This window comes from Pseudonocardia parietis, from assembly GCF_017876315.1.
Taxonomy (GTDB): Bacteria; Actinomycetota; Actinomycetes; order Mycobacteriales; family Pseudonocardiaceae; genus Pseudonocardia; species Pseudonocardia parietis.
This window is the reverse complement of record NZ_JAGINU010000001.1, coordinates 5936351-5955097: the sequence shown is the minus strand read 5'-3', so window position 1 is coordinate 5955097 and position 18747 is coordinate 5936351. Positions and strand designations below refer to the sequence as shown.

Here is an 18747-nt window from a genome sequence, read left to right as displayed (position 1 = left end):
GACAACAGCCCCGCCGAGACCGAGGAGAGCCGTCGTGGAGGACCGGACCGACGAGGTCGCCCACCGGCTGGGCACCGATCCGCGGATCGTCGCGGTCCTCGTCGGTGCGCCGTGGCGCCGGGCACCCGGCAGCACGGAACCGGTCGGCGACCCGAGCGACCCGAGCGCCCCGGACGGCCCCGGCATCCGCGGACGGGTGTTCGTCGGCGTCCCGTCACCGTCCGAGCTGCGTGCCCTGGACCTGCCGGCGGACGGGCTGCGCCACTTCGGACTGACCCCTGCCGAGCTGCGGGCCGGCGGCTGGACCGATGCCGACCTGCGGTCCGCCGGACTGACCCCGCCCGGGGCGGGCCCGGTCACCGTCGAGTGGTTCGTGGCCGGCGAGCCGGCACAGCTCATGCTCGGGTTCACCGCCTCCGGGCCACCGCTGCTCGCCCGCCCCGAGCCCTGGTGGGACGGGCACGAGCAGGCCCTCGACCCGGCCGACACCGAGGAGATCCCCGGGCTCGCGGCCTGCACCGACCCGGAGGGCGAGCCGGGCCTGCAGGTCCAGGTGGTCCGGGACGGGCTGCTCCGCCGTGCCCGTCGCCGGCTGGTCCACTGCACGATCTGCCTCGGGTACGTGCACCGCGCCGACACCACGCACGGTGCCTGCCACGACTGCGCGCACCGCTGGCTCGGCGTCCTCTACTGAGGAGGTGCACGGCCCGACGTAGGGTCGGATCGTGACCGATCGTTACCGGGTGGTCCCCGCGTCCTACGTCCTGCTGCTGCGCGGGGAGGCCGAACGGACCGAGGTGCTGCTGCAGCTGCGTGCGAACACCGGGTTCATGGACGGCCACTGGGCCGCGGCGGCGGCCGGGCACGTCGAGGCGGGGGAGACCGCGCTCGCCGCGGCCGTCCGGGAGGCGGACGAGGAGCTCGGCGTCACGATCGACCCGGACGACCTGGTACCGCTGACCGCGGTGCACCGGAGCATGCGCACCGGTGACGCGGTCGACGAGCGCGTCGACTTCTTCTTCACCTGCCGGCGCTGGTCCGGCCTGCCGCACGAGGCCGAGACGGGGAAGACGGCCGGCCTCGACTGGTTCGCCCTCGGTGCCCTGCCCGACCCGACCGTCCCGCACGAGCGGGAGGTCCTGGAGGCGCTGCGCGCCGGTGGGCCCGCCGCGATCACCACCCACGGGTTCGGCTGAGAACGGCGCCACTCGGGTTCGAGCGGCTGCCTCCCGCTGACGGCTACGGCCGCACCGCGCCGAGGAACCACCGGTCCACGGAGAACGGTTCGTCCCCGCACGCCGCGACGTCCGCCGACCACGCGTCCACGTCGGACCGGGTCACCCCGCACCGCCCGGGCGCGGCCGCGGCCACCATCTCGCGCAGCACCGCCCCGTACCCGGCGGCGGCCGGGCCGCGCAGCGGCACCCGCTCCGTCCAGCCGCCGGTGAAGCCCGCCGCGCGCAGCACCGGGCCCAGCTCGTGGGGCAGCCTCGGCCGCGGCACCGTCGTGCACCAGGCGTCCCGGATCCGGCGGTGCCGTTCCCGGTCCGGCCCCGGCCAGCGCAGTGACGTCCAGTCGGTGTCGAGCACCACCAGCCGTCCACCCGGGCGCAGCACCCGGTGCAGCTCGGTGACCGCCGCGCGGACGTCGGGCAGGAACTCCAGCACCTGCAGGCAGGCGACGGCGTCGAACGGTCCGCCGGGCAGCGATCCGTGCCCGCCCAGTGCCCGCTGCTCGACCACGGCGCCGCGACCGCAGCGCCGCCGGGCGAGCGTCACCATCAGCGGGTCCGGATCGACCCCGACGACACCCGGGCCCACCGCACCGGCCAGGTCCGAGAGCAGCTGTCCCGGGCCCGCGCCGACGACGAGCACCCGCTCGCCGGGCCGTGCGGCCAGTAGCGCGAGCGTGCGGGCACGCTCGCCCGCCGCCTCGGCGGTGTCGTAGGTGTCGGCCACCCGCCGCGCGCTCGCGGCGTCGGTGGGCAGCATCGGCCCGGGTCAGCCGCCCGTGTAGCGAGCCGACTCGATCAACGACTCCACCGACTCCGGCGGGACCCGGAATGACCGCCCGAACCGCACCGCGGGCAGCTCGCCCGAGTGCACCAGCCGGTAGATCGTCATTCGCGACACCCGCATCCGCTCGGCCACCTCGGCCACGGTGAGGAACGGCACGTCCTGCCCGGCCCGTTGCTCCGGGATACCTGCCCCCATGCGTGTGCCCCTCCTCGTGCCGGCCCGCTCCGCTGCCGACCTCGCGATCACCGAACGCAGGGACGGTAGCGCGGATTCGGCCACCCGCCCGGGGTGAACATGTCCCACCCTCGGGTGGACTCCGGATGGATCATCGACGCAGAGTGCCGGAATGAACGCATATGGTGACCAGTAGGCCCCCGCGTAGGGTCACGGATGCGGCGGACCGCCCCGCCGCGGAAGGAGGCGACCGTGACACGACCGACGGAGCAGGAGCCGCCGACCGGACCGGATCTCAAGCCCGGTTGGTTCACCGACTCGGACGCCCCAGCCGTCCGCACCTTCGCCGACCGCGTGACGGCGGGGCGGGAGACGCCCCGGGAGCGGGCGATCGCGCTGTTCGACGCCGTCCGCGACGAGATCTGGTACGACCCGTTCGTCGTCGGCACCGATCCGGAGGCCTACCGGGCGAGCCGGGTCGCCGGCGGGCCGAACAACTGGTGCGTGCCCAAGGCGGTGCTGCTCACCGCGGCCGCCCGTGCGGCGGGGATCCCGGCCCGGCTGGGTTTCGCCGACGTCCGCAACCACCTCAACACCGCCCGGCTGCGGGAGCGGATGGGCGGCGCGGACCTGTTCGTCTGGCACGGCTACACCGCGCTGTGGCTGGACGACCGCTGGGTGAAGGCTACGCCGGCGTTCAACGCCGAGCTGTGCGCGCGGTTCGGTGTCGACCCGATCACGTTCGACGGCACCCGGGACGCGCTGATGCACGAGTACGACGGCGCGGGCTCCCGCTACATGTCCTACGAGCACGACCGCGGCACGTTCCACGACCTGCCGCTGGACGACATGCTCGCGACCTTCCGCGAGCACTACGGCGAGGAGATGTTCGAGTCGGCCGTGACCGGTCGGGACGCATTCACTCGTTAGCACTGCACTAGGATCACCGGGGTGATCGCCCCGACCGTGACCGACGACGACCCGGACGGCGACTGGACCGCCCCGGGCGTCTACCGCAGCGCCCCCGGCGTCTACCGCATCCCGTTGCCCCTGCCCCACGACGGGCTGCGGGCCGTCAACGTCTACGCGATCGAGGACGCCGCCGGCTGGACCCTGGTGGACTCCGGCTGGGCGCTCGACGAGTCCCGCGACCTGCTGGGCAAGGCCCTCGCCGCGCTCGGGTCCGGGTTCGGCGACGTCCGCCGGTTCCTGATCACCCACGCCCATCGCGACCACTACACGCTGGCCTCGATCCTGCGGCGCGAGTACGGCACCCGGGTACTGCTCGGTGCCGGCGAGAAGCCGAACCTGGACATCATCGCGTCCCCGGAACGGGCGGCCCGTGAGCCGGAGAACACCCGGCTGCTGCGCTGCGGCGCCGTGGACCTCGTCGCCGAGATCGGGCGCAGCGGCCCCTGGCCGCGGCCGGACCCGCAGGAGTGGGAGGCGCCCGACGAGTGGATCGTCGACCGCGCCGCGATCGCGGTGGGTGGCCAGGAGGGGACGCGCACGCTGACCGCCGTCGAGACTCCCGGCCACACCCGTGGGCACCTCGTCTTCGACGACGAGGCGCACGGCCTGCTGTTCGCGGGCGACCACATCCTGCCCCGGATCACGCCGTCGATCGGGCTGCAGCCCGCGACCGTGGCGAGCCCGCTCGGCCAGTTCCTCGACTCGCTGCGCCTCGTCGGCTCCCGGGCCGACGCCGATCTGCTGCCCGCACACGGCCCGATCGGCGGCCGGGTGCACGCCCGCGTCGACGAGCTGCTGGCGCACCACGACGTCCGGCTCGCCCAGTGCCGGGACGCCGTCGTCGCGGGCAACGCGTGCGCCCAGGATGTGGCACGGGTGCTGCGCTGGACCCGCCGGGAGCACCGCTTCGACGACATGGACCTGTTCAACCGGATGCTCGCCGTCCTCGAGACCGGCGCGCACCTCGACGTCCTCGCCGACCGGGGCGACCTGACGCGCACCGAGACCCTCGACCCGGAGACCGGGGCGACGCTCGCCACGTACACCGCCTGACCCGCGCGCCGGGCCGCGACACGCCGGGAGTCGTTCACTCGTAGGTCGTGTCGGGGTGGCCGCTCGCGCCGTGATGCGGCAGAGTGACGTCACCCGTTCCCCACAGATCACGGAGGTCACACCGACACCCACACGCAGCACACCCGTATCGCGAGTCTCCATGCAACACCGACGCTGAAGTACCGAGGACGTAGGGGAAGACGATCCTCGTCGACGACAGCGGAGGTTGGCAGTGAGCACACGCGGAGTGGTGTTCGTCCACTCGTCGCCGACTGCGGTCTGTCCGCACGTCGAGTGGGCTATTTCCGGCGTTCTCGGAACGCGGGTCTCTCTCGAGTGGTCCGCGCAGCCGGTGGCGTCCGGCCAGCTGCGGGCAGAGTGCTCGTGGAACGGCCCCGTCGGCAGCGGCGGTGCCCTCGCGGGAGCGCTGCGCGCCTGGTCCATGCTGCGGTTCGAGGTGACCGAGGAGCCCAGCCCCGGCGTGGACGGGGAGCGGTTCATGCACGTCCCCGGGCTCGGCATGTGGCACGGGCGCGCCAGCGCAAACGGCGATGTCGTGCTGCCCGAGGACCAGCTGCGCGCGGTGATGGCGGAGAGCGGCGGCGGGGGCCTGACCCGGCGTCTCGACCAGCTGCTCGGCACCGCCTGGGACGACGAGCTGGAGTCGTTCCGCTTCGCCGGTGACGGTGCCGCCGTCACCTGGCTCACCCACCGGGTCGGCTAGTCCACACCGGACCCCGGCACACTGGGGAGGTGTGCAGGGGGAAACGGTGAGTGGGCGGGCCGCGGTGACCGCCGGGGCACTGGTGGTGGCTCTCGTCGCGGTCGGGGGGATCGCGTGGACGGCGTCCGGGGCGTCACCCGAGGGGGTCGCGCCCGGCGCGGCGGCCCCGTCGGTGCCGCAGAGCGGGGCGGGGGAGCGCGTCGTCACGATCAGCGCAGGCGCCGCCGCCCATCCGGCCGCGCGGCTGGTGCTCGACCAGATCCAGCGTTACTTCGACGCGATCAACGACCGGGACCACGAGATGTGGACCCGGTCGGTCGATCCGGAACGTGCCGAGCAGCAACCTCGCGAGGTCTGGCTGGACGGGATCGGCAGCACCGTCGACGGCACCGTCCGGATCGACCGGATCGACGCCGCCCGGCACGGCGCGGTGCTGGCACTGGTGCGGTTCGTCAGTGTCCAGGACCCGCAGGACGGGCCGCCCGGCCTGCAGGTCGGGCGGATCTGCTGGCAGGCGGTCTATCCCATGGCCGGGTCGCCGCCACGGATCCTGGTCGGCGACGGCGGCAGCGTCCTGGGCGCGCCCTGCTGAGCGGCTCCGGACACGGCAACGGCGGCCCGGGCCGGACCCGGGCCGCCGCCGTAGTCGTCAGGGCTTGGTGAACAGCAGCGAGGCGTTGTGCCCGCCGAAGCCGAACGAGTTGTTCAGCGCCGCGTCCACCGTGGTCTTGCGGGGCTCACCGGCGACCACGTCGAGCTCGACCTTCGGGTCCTTGTCCTCCAGGTTGAGCGTGGCCGGGACGATGTCGTCGCGGACCGAGAGCAGCGTGATGATGCCCTCGACCGCCCCGGCCCCGCCCACGAGGTGCCCGAGCGCCGACTTCGGCGCGGTCAGCACCGGGTGGTCGCCCAGGGCCTTGCGCACCGCGACCGACTCGCCGACGTCACCGACCACCGTGGAGGTGGCGTGGCAGTTGACATGGGTGACGTCGGACGGCTGCAGCCCGGCGTTCGCGACCGCCTTGCGCATGGCGCGGACCTGGCCCTCGCCCTCCGGGTCGGGCCCGGTGATGTGGTAGGCGTCCGAGGTGAGGCCGATGCCGGCGAGCCGGCCGTGGACCGTCGCGCCGCGGGCCTTCGCGAACTCCTCCCGCTCGAGCACCAGCACGCCGGAGCCCTCGCCGAGCACGAACCCGTCCCGTCCGGTGTCGAACGGCCGGGAGGCGGCCCCCGGGTCGTCGTTGCGGATGGACAGGGTCCGCGCCTGGACGAAACCGGCCACGGTGATCGGCACGATGCAGGACTCCGCACCGCCGGCGAGGACCACGTCCACCTCACCGGCCTGCAGCAGCCGGTAGGCCCAGGCGAGTGCCTCGGCCCCGGTCGCGCAGGCCGACGCGGGGGAGTGCACGCCGCCCTTCGCCTTGTACTCCAGGCTGACCATCGCGGCCGGCCCGTTCGGCATGAGCATCGGGACCGTGAGCGGGGAGACCTTGCGCAGGCCGTGTTCCTCGAGCAGGTCGTCCTGGGCGAGCAGTGTCGGCGCGCCGCCGATGCCCGCCCCGATGACGACGGCCAGGCGTTCGGCCTCGACCGCGGCGCCGTCCGTACCCGGGATCGCGCCCAGGCCGGAGTGCTCCCACGCCTCCTTGGCGGCGATCATCGCGACCTGCTCGCAACGGTCCATCCGGCGGGCCTGCACCCGCGGCAGCACCTCGGTGGGTTCCACCGCGAGCTGCGCCGAGATGGCCACCGGCAGGTCGAACCGCTCGGTCCACTCCGCCTGCGTGGTGCCCACGCCGGACTTCCCGGCGAGCAGTGCCTCCCAGGTGGAGGCGGCGTCCCCGCCGAGCGGGGTGGTGGCCCCGAAACCGGTGACGACCACTCCGTCGGTCATGACGTCTCCTTCTCCCCGACGTGACGGCACGGACGCTCGCTGCGGCAAGCCTCCGCGGGGCGCACGCCGGTACGGATCACTGGTGCTTGGCGATGAAGTCGACGGCGTCGCCGACGGTCTTCAGCTCGGCCAGCTTGTCGTCCGGGATCTTCGCGCCGAACTTGTCCTCGGCCTGCACGGCGATCTCCACCATGGACAGCGAGTCGATGTCCAGGTCGTCCACGAAGGACTTCTCCGGGGTCACCTCGGCGGTGTCGATGCCGGCGACCTCCTCGACGATCTCGGCCAGCCCGGACAGGATCTCAGCGTTGTCAGCCACGGTCGGTGTCTCCTTGCGAGGTGGGTCGGTATGGGGTGTGATGTCAGATCGCGTCACGGGCAGACGACGACCTGCCCGGCGTAGGACAGTCCTGCGCCGAAGCCTACGAGCAGCACCACGTCGCCGGACCGTACCCGGCCGGCGGCGCGCATGTGATCCAGCGCCATCGGGATCGACGCGGACGAGGTGTTGCCGGAGTGGACGATGTCGTCGGCGACGACCATGTCCTCCCGGGCGCCGTGGCGGCGCAGCTTCTTGGCGATCGCCTCGACGATCCGCAGGTTGGCCTGGTGCGGGATCAGCACGTCGACGTCGGCCGGGGTCAGCCCGGCCCGGGCGATGGCGTCGAGGGCGATCGGCGCCACGGCGGTGGTGGCCCACCGGAAGACCGCCTGGCCCTCCTGGTGCAGCTTGTTGGTCGTCTCGGGCAGTACCCGGATCAGGGTGAAGTTGTCGCCGTCGCTGCCCCAGCTGACCGGCCCCACCCCGACCTCCGCGTCGACCGTCGCCGGACCGACCAGCGCGGCGCCCGCCGCGTCGGCGAAGATGATGCAGGTCGAGCGGTCGTCCCAGTCGATCCAGTCCGACAGCTTCTCCGCGCCGATCACGAGCACGTGCCGCGCCGAACCCGCGCGGATCATGTCGGCGGCGACGCCCAGGGCGTAGCAGAACCCGGCGCAGGCGGCGTTGAGGTCGAAGGCCGCGACGCCGCCCGCACCCAGCCGGGTGGCGACCTGGGCCGCCGCGTTGGGGATCGGGTTGGGCATCGTGCAGGTGGCGACGAGGACGGCGTCCAGCTCGGCCGGGTCGAAGCCTGCGTCCTTGAGTGCCGCCTTCCCCGCCTCGATCGCCATGTCCGGCAGCGAGGTCTCGGCGTCGGCGATCCGGCGCTCGGCGATGCCGACGCGGGAGCGGATCCACGCGTCGTCGGTCGCGACGCGCTTCTCGAGATCGGCGTTGGTGACGATCTGTTCGGGCTGGACGCTGCCGATGCCCAGGATCCGGGCCCCGGCGGCCGCTTCGGGCAGGTGCATGCGGATCACCTCCCGTGTTCGGTGACGAGCTCGACGGCGGCGTCGAGCTGCTCGGGTGTCTTGGTCGCGAGGGTCGGGGTGCCCTTGAGTGCCCGCTTGACCAGGCCGGTGAGGGTGGCCCCGGGTGGGAGCTCCAGCGTCGCTCCGGTCTCGCGCGCGCCGAGGGTCGCCATGCAGGAGTCCCAGCGCACCGGGCGGGTCACCTGGGCGACCAGGCGGCGCAGCGCCTCGTCGCCGGAGGTCACGACGTCGCCGTCGGCGTTGGACAGCAGGGGCAGCGTCGGGTCGGACACCGCGACCGTGGTCACGTGCTTCTCGAGTGCCTCGCGGGCCGGCTCCATGTAGGCGGTGTGGAACGCCCCGGCGACCGGGAGTTCCTTGACCCGCGCGCCCTCGGGCGGCGTGCCGACGAGCTCGGTGATCGCCTCCTCGGCGCCGGCGGCGACGATCTGCCCGGCGCCGTTGCGGTTGGCCGGGTCGAGCCCGAGCTCGGCGAGCCGGGCCAGCACGGTCTGCTCGTCGCCGCCGAGCACGGCGGCCATCGAGGTCGGCGCGGCGGCGCAGGCGGCGGCCATCTCCCGGCCGCGCACCCCGGCCAGTGCGACGGCGGCGTCGTCGGTGAGGACACCGGCGATCGCGCAGGCGGTGATCTCCCCGATCGAGTGGCCCGCGACGATCGTGCTCGGCGGCAGCTCGGTCCGCTCGCGCAGCCGGCGGGCCGCGAGGAGCCCGAGCGTCACGATCAGCGGCTGGGTGACCGCGGTGTCGGTGATCTCCCCGGCGTCCGCCGTGGTGCCCAGTCGGGCCAGGTCCAGCCCGACGGCGTCGGACCAGCCGTCGACGGCCGTCGCGGCGGCCGGGTCCTCCAGCCAGGGGGCGAGCATGCCAGGGGTCTGGGCCCCCTGGCCGGGCGCGAGCAGGGCGATCACCGGAACATCACACACCTCACAGGGTCGATGACGGGATATCGGTTACGACGAACTTCGGGCCGCCGTAGCTGGAGGAATCCTACAACGTGGCAGTGTGACCGAACCCTCATTACCGCTCCGTGCTGGGTCGTCTTTGTAGGGTTCACGACAAGTCGCACAGCGGGCTCCCCGGCCTCATCGGGGGACCCCGTCGGCCGCGTCCCCGGCTTCCGCGCCGGCCTCGGCACCGGCTTCACTGCCGTCCAGCGGGGTGAGCGGTGTGTCGGCGGGCATGCCGGTCCGGGCGCGGCCCACCCGGTCCGCGACCAGCGCCGCCCGCAGCACGAACGCCTCCCGCGGGTCGGTGGGGGAGCGCCCGACCAGCTCACCGATGCGGCGCAACCGGTACCGCACGGTGTTCGGGTGCACGAACAGCGCGCGGGCGCATCCTTCCAGGCTGGCGCCGCCCTCCAGATAGGCCGACAGCGTGCGCAGGAGCTCGCCGCCCGCGTCGTGCAGCGGGGCGAGGACCTCCTCGGCGAGCCGGCGCCGTGCGGCCGGGTCCCCGCACAGCGCACGCTCGGGCAGCAGGTCGGCGGCGTCGACCGGGCGCGCCGCGTCCGGGTGACCGGGGGCCGCGGCGAGCCCGGCGAGGGCCTCGGCCACGGCGCTCCCGGCCGTGGCGAGCTCGGTGCTCGGTGGGCCCGCGACGACCGGGCCGGGCCCGAACCGGGAGGCGAGCTGGGCCAGCACCGGGTCGACGGCCGGGTCCCGCCGGCCGAGCCGCTCCGCCCGCTCGCCGGGTTCCGGGCCGGCCGGGCGGGCGGACGCTCCGTTGCGCCGGGGCCCGGGAGAGTGTGCGGCGGCGGGTTCGGTGCCGTCCGGGCCGATCCCGGTGCCGTCCGGGTCCGCGCCGTCGGCGAGCCGGTCGACCCGGCGCCGGGGCACCCGGCCGGTGGCGTGCAGCAGCACCACCAGGCGTCGGCCCTGGACCCCGATGAGCACCTCGTACCCCAGCCGGGCGGCGAGCCGGCGCAGCTCCACGATCAGCTGCGGCGAGTCCGGCCCCGACCCGGGGACGCTGCCGACCAGGCAGTGCGCCCGGGCGGCCGGGTCCCAGCCCAGCGCCGAGGCCCGGGAGACGAGCGCACCGTCGACGTCCCCGCGCAGCACCGCGTCGACGACGAGGGCCTCCAGCCGGGCGTCCCAGGCGCCGCGGGACTCGGCGGCGCCGGCGTAGACGGTGGCGGCCGCGAACGCGATCTCCCGGCCGAACCGCAGCACCGCCTCGGTGAGGCCGTGCCGCTCGGCGGCGTCGGCGGCGAGCGGGGGCAGGTGCTCCTCGAAGACGTCCGCGGCGATCCGGACCAGCTCGACGGTCTGGCGCAGGCTGATCCGCCGGGCCAGGTCGCGTGGCGCGATCCGGAACGCCTCCGCGGTCAGCGGCGTCGTCCGGTCGGGTTCGCGCAGCCAGGACACGAAGTTCGCGACACCGGTCTGGGTCACCAGCGCGACCCCGGCGCGCTGGTCGGCGGGCAGCGCCGCGAACCACGGCTGCCGCCGCTCCATCTCCGCCAGGCACTCCGCGGCCAACCGCGCGGAGGCGAGCTCGAGGCGGCGCAGCGTCGTGGCTGCGACCGGGTGGCGGTGCACGTCGGGCAGCATGACACGACGATGAACCCGTCCACAGACCGCGACCCGCACGTCACCCTGCACCGGGCCGGTGAGCGCTTCCGTACCGCGACCGGCTGGCTGGACTCGCGGCACAGCTTCTCGGCCGGAGCGCACTACGACCCGGCCAACACCCACTTCGGCCTGCTCCTGCTGCACAACGAGGACCGGGTGACCCCGGGCCGGGGGTACGACGAGCACCCGCACCGCGACACCGAGATCGTCACCTGGGTGCTCGAGGGCGAGCTCGAGCACCGCGACACCGGCAGCGGGCGGGTGCAACGGGTCGCGCCCGGTGCGGTGCAGCGGCTCGGCGCCGGATCGGGGGTGCGGCACTCCGAGCACGCGACGCCGGAGCGCGGGGTGCGGTTCGTGCAGATGTGGGTGGTGCCCGACGCGCCGGGCGGGGACCCGGAGTACGCGCTGCGCGAGGCGACGCCGGAGCCCGGCGAGCCGGTCGTGCTCGCGTCCGGGCTCGCGCGGCATCGCGACGTGACGGTGCTGCCGCTACGACAGCGCCAGGCCGCGCTGAGCGTCGTGCGGCTGCGCCCGGGTGGCGTCAGCGACCTGCCCACCGCCCCGTTCGTGCACGCGTTCGTGGCGCGCGGGGCGGCGGACCTGGAGGCGTCCGGCGTGGTACTGGACACCGGCGACGCGGCCAGGATCGTCGACGACGGCGGCCGGCGGCTCACCGCGGGGGCGGCCGGGGCCGAGATCCTGGTGTGGGAGATGCACGGCGCACTCGGGTACTGATCCGCCACGGCCGGGGCCGTGGCTGACGGCGTCGTGCATCGCGGCCCGGATGTCGCCATCCGGACCGTGTGGGCGTGGGCCCGGCTAGGCCGGGTCCACCTTCCTGCGGGGGTCGCTCAGAGCGGCGTGACCGCGCTGGCCTGCGGCCCCTTCTGTCCCTGCTCGACGTCGAACGCCACGCGCTGGCCCTCGTCGAGACTCTTGTATCCCTGCGACTGGATCGCCGAGTAGTGCACGAACACGTCCGCACCACCACCGTCGGGAGCGAGGAAGCCGTAGCCCTTCTCGCTGTTGAACCACTTGACGGTGCCCTCTGCCATTCCTGCTCCCTCGTTCATCGGCCCCCGGCACCTCGCCGGTGGAGCCGCCGGCCAGGACGCACACGGTCCACGCCCTGGTCGTGACGGCGGGTCGCGCGCGAGATGATCTCCCGCGACCTCCGTCGGGCGGAGCCTATCGTGATCTGCGCCGCCCGGGGAGGGCGAAAATATGCGACGGCCCGCCGCACCCCGGAACGGGGCGTGACGGGCCGTCGGATGCGGTGGCGGAGCTCAGGCGGCGCCCGAGTCGCTGGTCTGCGGACCGGCCGCCCGCGGGTCGTCGATCTTGTACTTGGCGGCGGCCTCGGCTGCCGTCCCGGTCTTGACCAGATCCTGCTTGGCCAGTGCGGACAGTGCGCCGACCACGATGGACTCGGAGTCCACCGCGAAGTGCCGCCGGACGGCCGGGCGGGTGTCGGACAGGCCGAACCCGTCGGTACCCAGGGACAGGAACGGGGCCGGGGACCACTGGCGGATCTGGTCCGGCACCGCCCGCATCCAGTCCGAGACCGCGACGACCGGGGCGTCGGCGTGGTCGCCCTCGCCCAGCGTGGTCGTCACGAACGGGACGACCGGCTCGCCGCCGGGCTCGAGCAGGTTCGCGTGCTCGGCCTCGACGCCGTCGCGGCGCAGCTCACCCCAGGAGGTCACGGACCAGACCTCGGCCCGGACGTCCCACTCGTCGTTCAGCATCTGCTGTGCGGTCAGCGCCCACGGCACCGCGACACCGGAGGCCATCAGCCGCACCACGGGACCGTCGCCCTCGGGGGCCTCGGCGTAGCGGTACATGCCGCGCAGGATGCCGGCGGTGTCGACGTTCTCCGGCTGGGCCGGCTGGACGTAGGGCTCGTTGTAGACCGTCAGGTAGTAGATGACGTTCTCGGGGTCCTCGCCGACCATCCGGCGCAGACCGTCCTGGACGATGTGCGCGACCTCGAAGGAGAACGCGGGGTCGTAGGCGGCGACCGCCGGGTTGGTGGAGGCCAGCAGCAGCGAGTGGCCGTCGTTGTGCTGCAGGCCCTCGCCGGTCAGGGTCGTCCGGCCGGCGGTGGCGCCGACCAGGAACCCGCGGGCCATCTGGTCGGACGCTGCCCAGATGGAGTCACCGGTGCGCTGGAAGCCGAACATCGAGTAGAAGATGTAGACCGGGATCATCGGCTCGCCGTGCGTGGCGTACGACGTGCCGGCCGCGGTGAACGACCCGACCGAGCCGGCCTCGTTGATGCCCTCGTGCAGGATCTGGCCCTGCTCGGACTCCCGGTAGGCCAGCAGCAGCTCGGCGTCGACCGAGGTGTAGTTCTGCCCCTGCGGGTTGTAGATCTTCTGGGTCGGGAACATGGAGTCGATCCCGAACGTACGGGCCTCGTCCGGGATGATCGGCACGAACCGTGCGCCGATCTCCTTGTCCTTCACCAGCTCGCGGAGCAGCCGGACGAACGCCATCGTCGTGGCGACCTCCTGCTTGCCGGAGCCCTTCTTGATGAAGTCGTAGACCTTGTCGCCGGGCAGCGTGAGCGCCTTGGACTTCGACCGGCGCGACGGCAGCGGTCCACCCAGCCTGCGACGACGCTCCTTGAGGTACTGGATCGTCTCGTCGTCCTCGCCGGGGTGGTAGTACGGCGGCAGGTACGGGTCCGCCTCGAGCTGCTTGTCCGAGATCGGGATGCGCTGCTCGTCGCGGAACTGCTTGAGGTCCTCGAGCGTGAGCTTCTTCATCTGGTGGGTGGCGTTGCGGCCCGCGAAGTTCGAGCCGAGGCCGTAACCCTTGATCGTCTTGGCCAGGATGACGGTCGGCTGGCCGTGGTGCGCGGTCGCCGCGGCGTAGGCGGCGTGCACCTTGCGGTAGTCGTGGCCGCCGCGCTTGAGCTGCCAGATCTGGGCGTCGCTCATCGGGTCGACCATGGCCTTGGTGCGCGGGTCGCGGCCGAAGAAGTGGTCGCGGACGTAGGCGCCGTCGTTGGCCTTGTAGGTCTGGTAGTCGCCGTCCGGCGTGGTGTTCATCAGGTTGATCAGGGCGCCGTCGCGGTCGGCGTGCAGCAGCGAGTCCCACTCGCGGCCCCAGACGACCTTGATGACGTTCCAGCCGGCGCCCCGGAAGAACGCCTCCAGCTCCTGGATGATCTTACCGTTGCCGCGGACCGGGCCGTCGAGGCGCTGCAGGTTGCAGTTGACGACGAAGGTCAGGTTGTCGAGGCCCTCGTTCGCCGCGACGTGGACCATGCCGCGCGACTCCGGCTCGTCCATCTCGCCGTCGCCCAGGAACGCCCAGACACGCTGGTCGGAGGTGTCGGAGATGCCGCGGTCACCGAGGTAGCGGTTGAACCGGGCCTGCATGATCGCGTTCATCGGGCCGATGCCCATGGACACCGTGGGGAACTCCCAGAAGTCCGGCATCAGCCGCGGGTGCGGGTACGAGGGCAGCCCGCCGCCCGGACCGGCGTGGCTCAGCTCCTGCCGGAACCCGTCCAGGCGGTCCTCGGACAGCCGGCCCTCGAGGTAGGCACGGGCGTAGATGCCGGGCGAGGCGTGGCCCTGGATGAAGATCTGGTCGCCGCCGCCGGGGTGGTCCTTGCCGCGGAAGAAGTGGTTGAAGCCGACCTCGTAGAGGGTGGCCGACGACGCGTAGGAGGAGATGTGGCCGCCGACGCCGATGCCCGGGCGCTGCGCGCGGTGCACCGTCATCGCCGAGTTCCACCGCAGCCAGCGGCGGTAGGTGCGCTCGGTCTCCTCGTCACCCGGGAACCACGGTTCCACCTCGGTCGGGATGGTGTTGACGTAGTCGGTCGTGGTGAGCGACGGCACACCGACGCGCTTCTCACGGGCCCGCTGCAGCATGGTCAGCATCAGATAGCGGGCGCGCTGCTGGCCGGCGTTGTCCAGGACCGCGTCGAAGGATTCCAGCCACTCGGCGGTCTCCTCCGGGTCGATGTCCGGCAGGTGGGACGCGAGCCCGTTCCGGATGATGTTGACGCGGCGTGGCTCGTCGCCGGCCTTGCTGCTCTGCGCGGTCAAGGGTTCTCCCTGCCTGGTCTGTCGGTGGCCGGGATCGCCCGGCCCTTCTTCCACCCGCCCGCGTCCGTGCCCGGCCGCCCCCGGGGGTCGGTGGGGCGGCGGCCACGGCGCCGCCGACCGGGTCGGGCGGGCGTGATGGCTCCATCGTGCCCCTTCGGGCGCGGGCCCGAAACCTCGCATCCCTCGCGGAGGAGCGGGTTACGGGGCGTGGGAGCGAGGATAGGTACTACCGGTGCGCAACTGAACGTGAGCTGCCACTCCGGGCGGTTCGGGCTCGTCCGGCCTGCTCACGGTTGCATCCGGTCGTCCTCCCGTGATCGGATGCCCCATCCGATTCCGTGAGAGGGGTGGCGCCCCCGCGCGGAACCGATGACGATGGACTGCGTGAGCAGCGTGAGAGGGGAACGAGTGGTGACCGCGGCTGATGCCGGTGCGTCCGACATCGCGGGGAAGCTCGGCGTCAAGCCGGGCATGATCGTTCAGGAACTCGGTTACGACACCGATGTCGACGAGCAGATGAGAACCGCCGTCGAGGAGACGATCGGTGAGGAACTGCTGGACGAGGATGCCCAGGAGGTCATCGACGTCGTCCTGCTCTGGTTCCGCGAGGGGGACGGTGACCTCGTCGACACACTCGTCGACGCCCGTACCCCGCTGGCGGATGACGGAGTGGTCTGGGTGCTGACACCCAAGACGGGCCGGGACGGTCACCTCCAGCCGTCCGAGATCGCGGAGGCGGCCCCCACAGCCGGTCTGTCGCAGACCTCGAACGCCACCCTCGGTGCGGACTGGGTGGGTTCGAAGCTGGTTCCGCCGAAGCAGGGCAAGGGCAAGGGCTGATCTTCTCCCCGCGGGTGGCTACGGTGGTCACCGTGCCACCCGCGGTGGGAGCCCCGGCTCCGTCCTTCACCCTGCCCGACCAGGATCGTCAGCAGGTTTCGCTGACGTCGGTCCTGTCGTCGGGGCGACGAGCCCTCGTGGTCTTCTACCCGTTCGCCTTCTCGGGGATCTGTGGTGGGGAGCTCGCGAGCGTGCAGGCGTCGCTCCCGGCGTTCCAGAACCCGTCGACGCAGGTCCTGGCGATCTCGTGCGATCCGACCTTCGCGCTGGGAGCCTGGGCTTCCTCCGCGGGCTTCACGTTCCCGTTGCTGTCGGACTTCTGGCCGCACGGTTCGGTCGCGTCCTCGTACGGGGTCTTCAACTCCGACAAGGGGATGGCGGTGCGGGGGACGTTCCTCGTCGAACTGGACGGGGTCGTCTCCTTCGCCGAGGTGAACCAGCCGGGGGAGCCGCGGGACCAGGACGGGTGGCGACGGGCGCTCGATGCCATGTGAGACTCTTCGGGCCCGGACGTGCTCCGGGTCGTGAGGGCGCGTAGCTCAGCGGGAGAGCACTCGGTTTACACCCGAGCGGTCGCAGGTTCGAACCCTGCCGCGCCCACCACGTCCGACCAGGTAGTTCGTTGGTCAGGCCCGCTCAGCGCGGGCGTGTCGTGACATCAAACGTGACGCGAACGGCCCCTATCGTGCTGTCATGGCGACCAGGAAGGGCAGCCGGAGGCGGCCACGCGGAGGCATCGACGCGCTGCCAAGCGGAGGCCTGCGTGTGCGTGTTTACGCGGGTTTCGACGCCGTCACAGGGCGCCGTCACTACCTGACGGAGATCATCTCAGCCGGCCCCCGGGCGGAGGCTCAGGCCGAGGCAGCACGCACCCGCATGCTGAACGAGGTCGACGAGCGTCGAAGCCCCCGAACCTCGGCCACGGTGAACCAACTCCTCGATCGCTACCTCGAGATGCTCGACGTCAGCGCCAGTACGCACCTGATGTACGAGCGGTATCTGGACAAGCACGTCCGGCCGTTCGTCGGCAGCAAGAAGGCCGGCGCGCTGGGCCCGGACGAGCTGGACTCGCTCTATGCCGAGCTCCGTCGCTGCCGGGTCCACTGCAAGCCCCGCAGCAAGGTCGTCGATCATCGGACCCCGCGGCCGCATGAGTGCGACGAGCGCTGCCGTCCGCATGTCTGTAAGCCGCTGTCGAACACGACGATCCGGCACGTGCACCACGTCCTCAGCGGCGCGTATAAGAGGGCTGTGCGCTGGCGGTGGGTGGCGACGAGCCCCGTCGTGCAGGCCGAAGTTCCCGCACCGAAGCCGCCGGACCCGCAGCCACCGACGCCTGCCGAGGCGGCGAAGCTGATCGAGGAGGCCTCCGCGGATCCGGACTGGGGGGCGTTGGTCTGGTTCACGATGACGACGGGCGCGCGCCGTGGCGAGGTGTGTGCGCTGCGCTGGCGCAACGTCGACCTCGACGGCCGGACCGTGCAGATCCGCCGGGCGATCGCCACCGACGGGCGTCGGAACCTGGTCGAGAAGGACACCAAGACCCATCAGCAGCGCCGGGTCACCCTCGATGAGGAGACGACCGCAGTGCTCGCGGAGCACAAGGCGCGGGCCGAGGAGGCTGCCGCTCAGCTCGGGCGCGAGCTGACCGGTGCGTCCTTCGTGTTCTCGCAGTCCGCGGACAGCAGCGAGTCCCTGGTGCCGTCGTCGGTCGGACAGCGCTACACCCGGATGGCGAAGCGACTGGGCCTCGAGACCCACTTCCACGGCCTGCGGCACTACTCGGCGACCGAGCTGATCGCCGCCGGCATGGACATCCGCACGGTCGCGGGCCGTCTGGGCCACAGCGGCGGCGGGGTCACGACGCTGCGGGTCTATGCCGCCTGGCTGGCCGAGGCCGACCAACGCGCCGCGGCGGGGATCACCGCCCGGCTACCGGAAAGGCCGACGTCCGTGTCGGCGGTGGAACGTGCACGGACCGCGCCACGGTTGCCGTTCGAGAAGACGGCCGCGGCGATCCTGCGGAGGATCGAGGCGGGTGAGCTCTCGGAGGGCGAGCAACTTCCGGCGATCAACAGGCTGGCTCGCGAGTACGAGGTCGGCGTCGGTACGGCGTACAAGGCGCTCGACCTGCTGCAGACCTGGGGCGTGGTCCGTACCCAGGCGGGCGGAGGCGCCGTTGTTCTTGCGCCTGAGCAGCCGACCGAGCCCGCGGTCAGCACCGCGGCGGTGCCTGAGGAGACGGCGCCGCTCGCACCGCAGCGCCGTCTCCTCGATTTCGTCGTCCGGCGTCGCGGCTACGTGATCGCGGACTTTTCCGCAGAGGCCGATCCTGAAGATGCCCCTGGGCTACGTGAGCTGCTGGTGGGCGCAGTACGCCGCGACGGCCGCGATCCTTCTGAACTCGACGACTTCACGCTGGAGGTCTCGGACCCGGTGCTGAAGGAGCGGCTCAAGACGTTCGTAGCGGCGCCCTGAACGCCGTCAATCCCGCTGGTCGGCCGGAGGAGCATGCAGGTGCCCGAGCACAGCGTCGGTCACGGGGTGCGCCGTGAGCCTGGAGTCGTCGTCTTCGTGGTGTCGACGGACCCAGGCGTCAAGATCGAACAGCCGGTCGGCCAGATCTTCGGACGATATGGCAGCGGGAACTTCGTCGAGGAGCATCTCGGACCGACTGCGCGTCGCGTCTTCGTGCTCCCCGAGGGCGTCGGCCAGCGCGCGCCGGCTCGTGCCCGCGGCCAGCTCAACTCGGACCGCCGAGGCCAGCACGTCCTGCGCATGGCGCATGAGCTGAATCGCGTCGTCGACGAGAACTCCGGGCAACAGCACTGCCGGCGAACCTGTGGGGACCATCCCCCGCGCGAAGTCCGATGTCACGCGGGCCGTCTCAGCCAGCCGCAGCTCGGTCGAGGCGGCGGGATGGCTGTTCGGTAGGAGCCCCGGTAGGTACCGGCGGTGGGTGTCGCCCATGGCGAGGACGGTAGGCGGTTCTCACGACTGTGTGGGGCTCGCGGCGCGCGCCTGTGGACAACGCGAAAGCGAGGGCGGCAG

The 18747-nt window shown here is 72.6% G+C and carries 20 protein-coding genes and 1 tRNA gene; 11 read left to right on the top strand and 10 right to left on the bottom strand.

Going from position 1 to position 18747, the window contains the following annotated elements:
- The first annotated feature begins 34 nt into the window (after nt 1–34).
- A complete protein-coding gene (locus JOF36_RS27890) occupies nt 35–694 on the top strand; it encodes a hypothetical protein (RefSeq protein WP_210032703.1) in 660 nt (219 codons plus the stop codon).
- 31 nt (nt 695–725) lie between these two features.
- A complete protein-coding gene (locus JOF36_RS27885; protein ID WP_210032701.1) occupies nt 726–1196 on the top strand; it encodes an NUDIX hydrolase in 471 nt (156 codons plus the stop codon).
- Nucleotides 1197–1239: 43 nt separating this feature from the next.
- On the opposite strand, the gene JOF36_RS27880 is transcribed toward JOF36_RS27885, so the two are convergent.
- Both JOF36_RS27880 and JOF36_RS27875 read right to left on the bottom strand, forming a co-directional pair.
- Entirely contained in the window at nt 1240–1992 is a 753-nt protein-coding gene (locus JOF36_RS27880) for a methyltransferase domain-containing protein (protein ID WP_210032693.1), read from the bottom strand.
- 9 nt (nt 1993–2001) lie between these two features.
- On the bottom strand, nt 2002–2214 hold the full coding sequence (locus tag JOF36_RS27875; RefSeq protein ID WP_210032691.1) for a helix-turn-helix domain-containing protein: 213 nt from the start codon (nt 2212–2214) through the stop codon (nt 2002–2004).
- A 231-nt stretch (nt 2215–2445) separates the two neighbouring features.
- Here JOF36_RS27875 and JOF36_RS27870 point away from each other — a divergent pair, with 231 nt between their 5' ends.
- The 4 genes from JOF36_RS27870 (at nt 2446) to JOF36_RS27855 (ending at nt 5534) form a co-directional block, all read left to right on the top strand.
- Nucleotides 2446–3123 carry a transglutaminase-like domain-containing protein gene (locus JOF36_RS27870; protein WP_307862625.1) on the top strand — a complete coding sequence of 226 codons (678 nt, stop codon included), beginning with the start codon at nt 2446–2448 and terminating at the stop codon, nt 3121–3123.
- Nucleotides 3124–3144: 21 nt separating this feature from the next.
- A complete protein-coding gene (locus JOF36_RS27865; protein ID WP_210032687.1) occupies nt 3145–4218 on the top strand; it encodes an MBL fold metallo-hydrolase in 1074 nt (357 codons plus the stop codon).
- 232 nt (nt 4219–4450) lie between these two features.
- Nucleotides 4451–4942: a DUF3145 domain-containing protein gene (locus JOF36_RS27860; protein ID WP_210032685.1), complete on the top strand. Its 492-nt coding sequence runs from the start codon at nt 4451–4453 to the stop codon at nt 4940–4942.
- A gap of 46 nt (nt 4943–4988) precedes the next feature.
- Nucleotides 4989–5534 (top strand): hypothetical protein, encoded by a 546-nt coding sequence (locus tag JOF36_RS27855; RefSeq protein ID WP_210032683.1) that lies wholly within the window; start codon nt 4989–4991, stop codon nt 5532–5534.
- Between the two features lie 57 nt (nt 5535–5591).
- Here JOF36_RS27855 and JOF36_RS27850 read toward each other — a convergent pair whose 3' ends face one another.
- The 5 genes from JOF36_RS27850 to JOF36_RS27830 all read right to left on the bottom strand — a co-directional run bounded on the left by JOF36_RS27850 (nt 5592) and on the right by JOF36_RS27830 (nt 10765).
- On the bottom strand, nt 5592–6839 hold the full coding sequence (locus tag JOF36_RS27850; RefSeq protein WP_210032681.1) for a beta-ketoacyl-[acyl-carrier-protein] synthase family protein: 1248 nt from the start codon (nt 6837–6839) through the stop codon (nt 5592–5594).
- A 76-nt stretch (nt 6840–6915) separates the two neighbouring features.
- Nucleotides 6916–7158, bottom strand: a complete 243-nt coding sequence (locus tag JOF36_RS27845; protein ID WP_210032679.1) for an acyl carrier protein — start codon at nt 7156–7158, stop codon at nt 6916–6918.
- A gap of 53 nt (nt 7159–7211) precedes the next feature.
- On the bottom strand, nt 7212–8192 hold the full coding sequence (locus JOF36_RS27840; RefSeq protein WP_210032677.1) for a beta-ketoacyl-ACP synthase III: 981 nt from the start codon (nt 8190–8192) through the stop codon (nt 7212–7214).
- Nucleotides 8193–8197: 5 nt separating this feature from the next.
- Nucleotides 8198–9121, bottom strand: a complete 924-nt coding sequence (locus JOF36_RS27835; protein ID WP_210032675.1) for an ACP S-malonyltransferase — start codon at nt 9119–9121, stop codon at nt 8198–8200.
- Between the two features lie 174 nt (nt 9122–9295).
- Nucleotides 9296–10765 carry a PucR family transcriptional regulator gene (locus tag JOF36_RS27830; RefSeq protein ID WP_281071862.1) on the bottom strand — a complete coding sequence of 490 codons (1470 nt, stop codon included), beginning with the start codon at nt 10763–10765 and terminating at the stop codon, nt 9296–9298.
- 9 nt (nt 10766–10774) lie between these two features.
- On the opposite strand from JOF36_RS27830, the gene JOF36_RS27825 reads away from it, so the two are divergent.
- Nucleotides 10775–11524: a pirin family protein gene (locus JOF36_RS27825; RefSeq protein ID WP_210032673.1), complete on the top strand. Its 750-nt coding sequence runs from the start codon at nt 10775–10777 to the stop codon at nt 11522–11524.
- Nucleotides 11525–11640: 116 nt separating this feature from the next.
- On the opposite strand, the gene JOF36_RS27820 is transcribed toward JOF36_RS27825, so the two are convergent.
- Together JOF36_RS27820 and aceE are read right to left on the bottom strand one after the other, a co-directional pair.
- Nucleotides 11641–11844: a cold-shock protein gene (locus tag JOF36_RS27820; RefSeq protein WP_210032671.1), complete on the bottom strand. Its 204-nt coding sequence runs from the start codon at nt 11842–11844 to the stop codon at nt 11641–11643.
- A gap of 231 nt (nt 11845–12075) precedes the next feature.
- Nucleotides 12076–14856, bottom strand: a complete 2781-nt coding sequence (aceE, locus tag JOF36_RS27815) for a pyruvate dehydrogenase (acetyl-transferring), homodimeric type (RefSeq protein WP_210032668.1) — start codon at nt 14854–14856, stop codon at nt 12076–12078.
- 408 nt (nt 14857–15264) lie between these two features.
- On the opposite strand from aceE, the gene JOF36_RS27810 reads away from it, so the two are divergent.
- From JOF36_RS27810 to JOF36_RS27795, 4 genes are all read left to right on the top strand, one after another.
- Nucleotides 15265–15696 (top strand): DUF3052 domain-containing protein, encoded by a 432-nt coding sequence (locus tag JOF36_RS27810; protein WP_210036284.1) that lies wholly within the window; start codon nt 15265–15267, stop codon nt 15694–15696.
- A gap of 32 nt (nt 15697–15728) precedes the next feature.
- Nucleotides 15729–16190, top strand: coding sequence for a peroxiredoxin (locus JOF36_RS27805; RefSeq protein ID WP_210032666.1), 462 nt, complete (start codon nt 15729–15731; stop codon nt 16188–16190).
- Between the two features lie 34 nt (nt 16191–16224).
- Nucleotides 16225–16299: transfer RNA gene (locus JOF36_RS27800), tRNA-Val, on the top strand.
- 321 nt (nt 16300–16620) lie between these two features.
- Nucleotides 16621–18174, top strand: coding sequence for a tyrosine-type recombinase/integrase (locus JOF36_RS27795; RefSeq protein ID WP_210032664.1), 1554 nt, complete (start codon nt 16621–16623; stop codon nt 18172–18174).
- A gap of 6 nt (nt 18175–18180) precedes the next feature.
- Here the strand turns inward: JOF36_RS27795 and JOF36_RS27790 are convergent, their stop codons facing one another.
- The gene (locus JOF36_RS27790; RefSeq protein WP_210032662.1) at nt 18181–18666 is read right to left on the bottom strand and encodes a hypothetical protein; all 486 of its coding nucleotides are present in this window, start codon (nt 18664–18666) and stop codon (nt 18181–18183) included.
- Nucleotides 18667–18747: the final 81 nt, after the last annotated feature.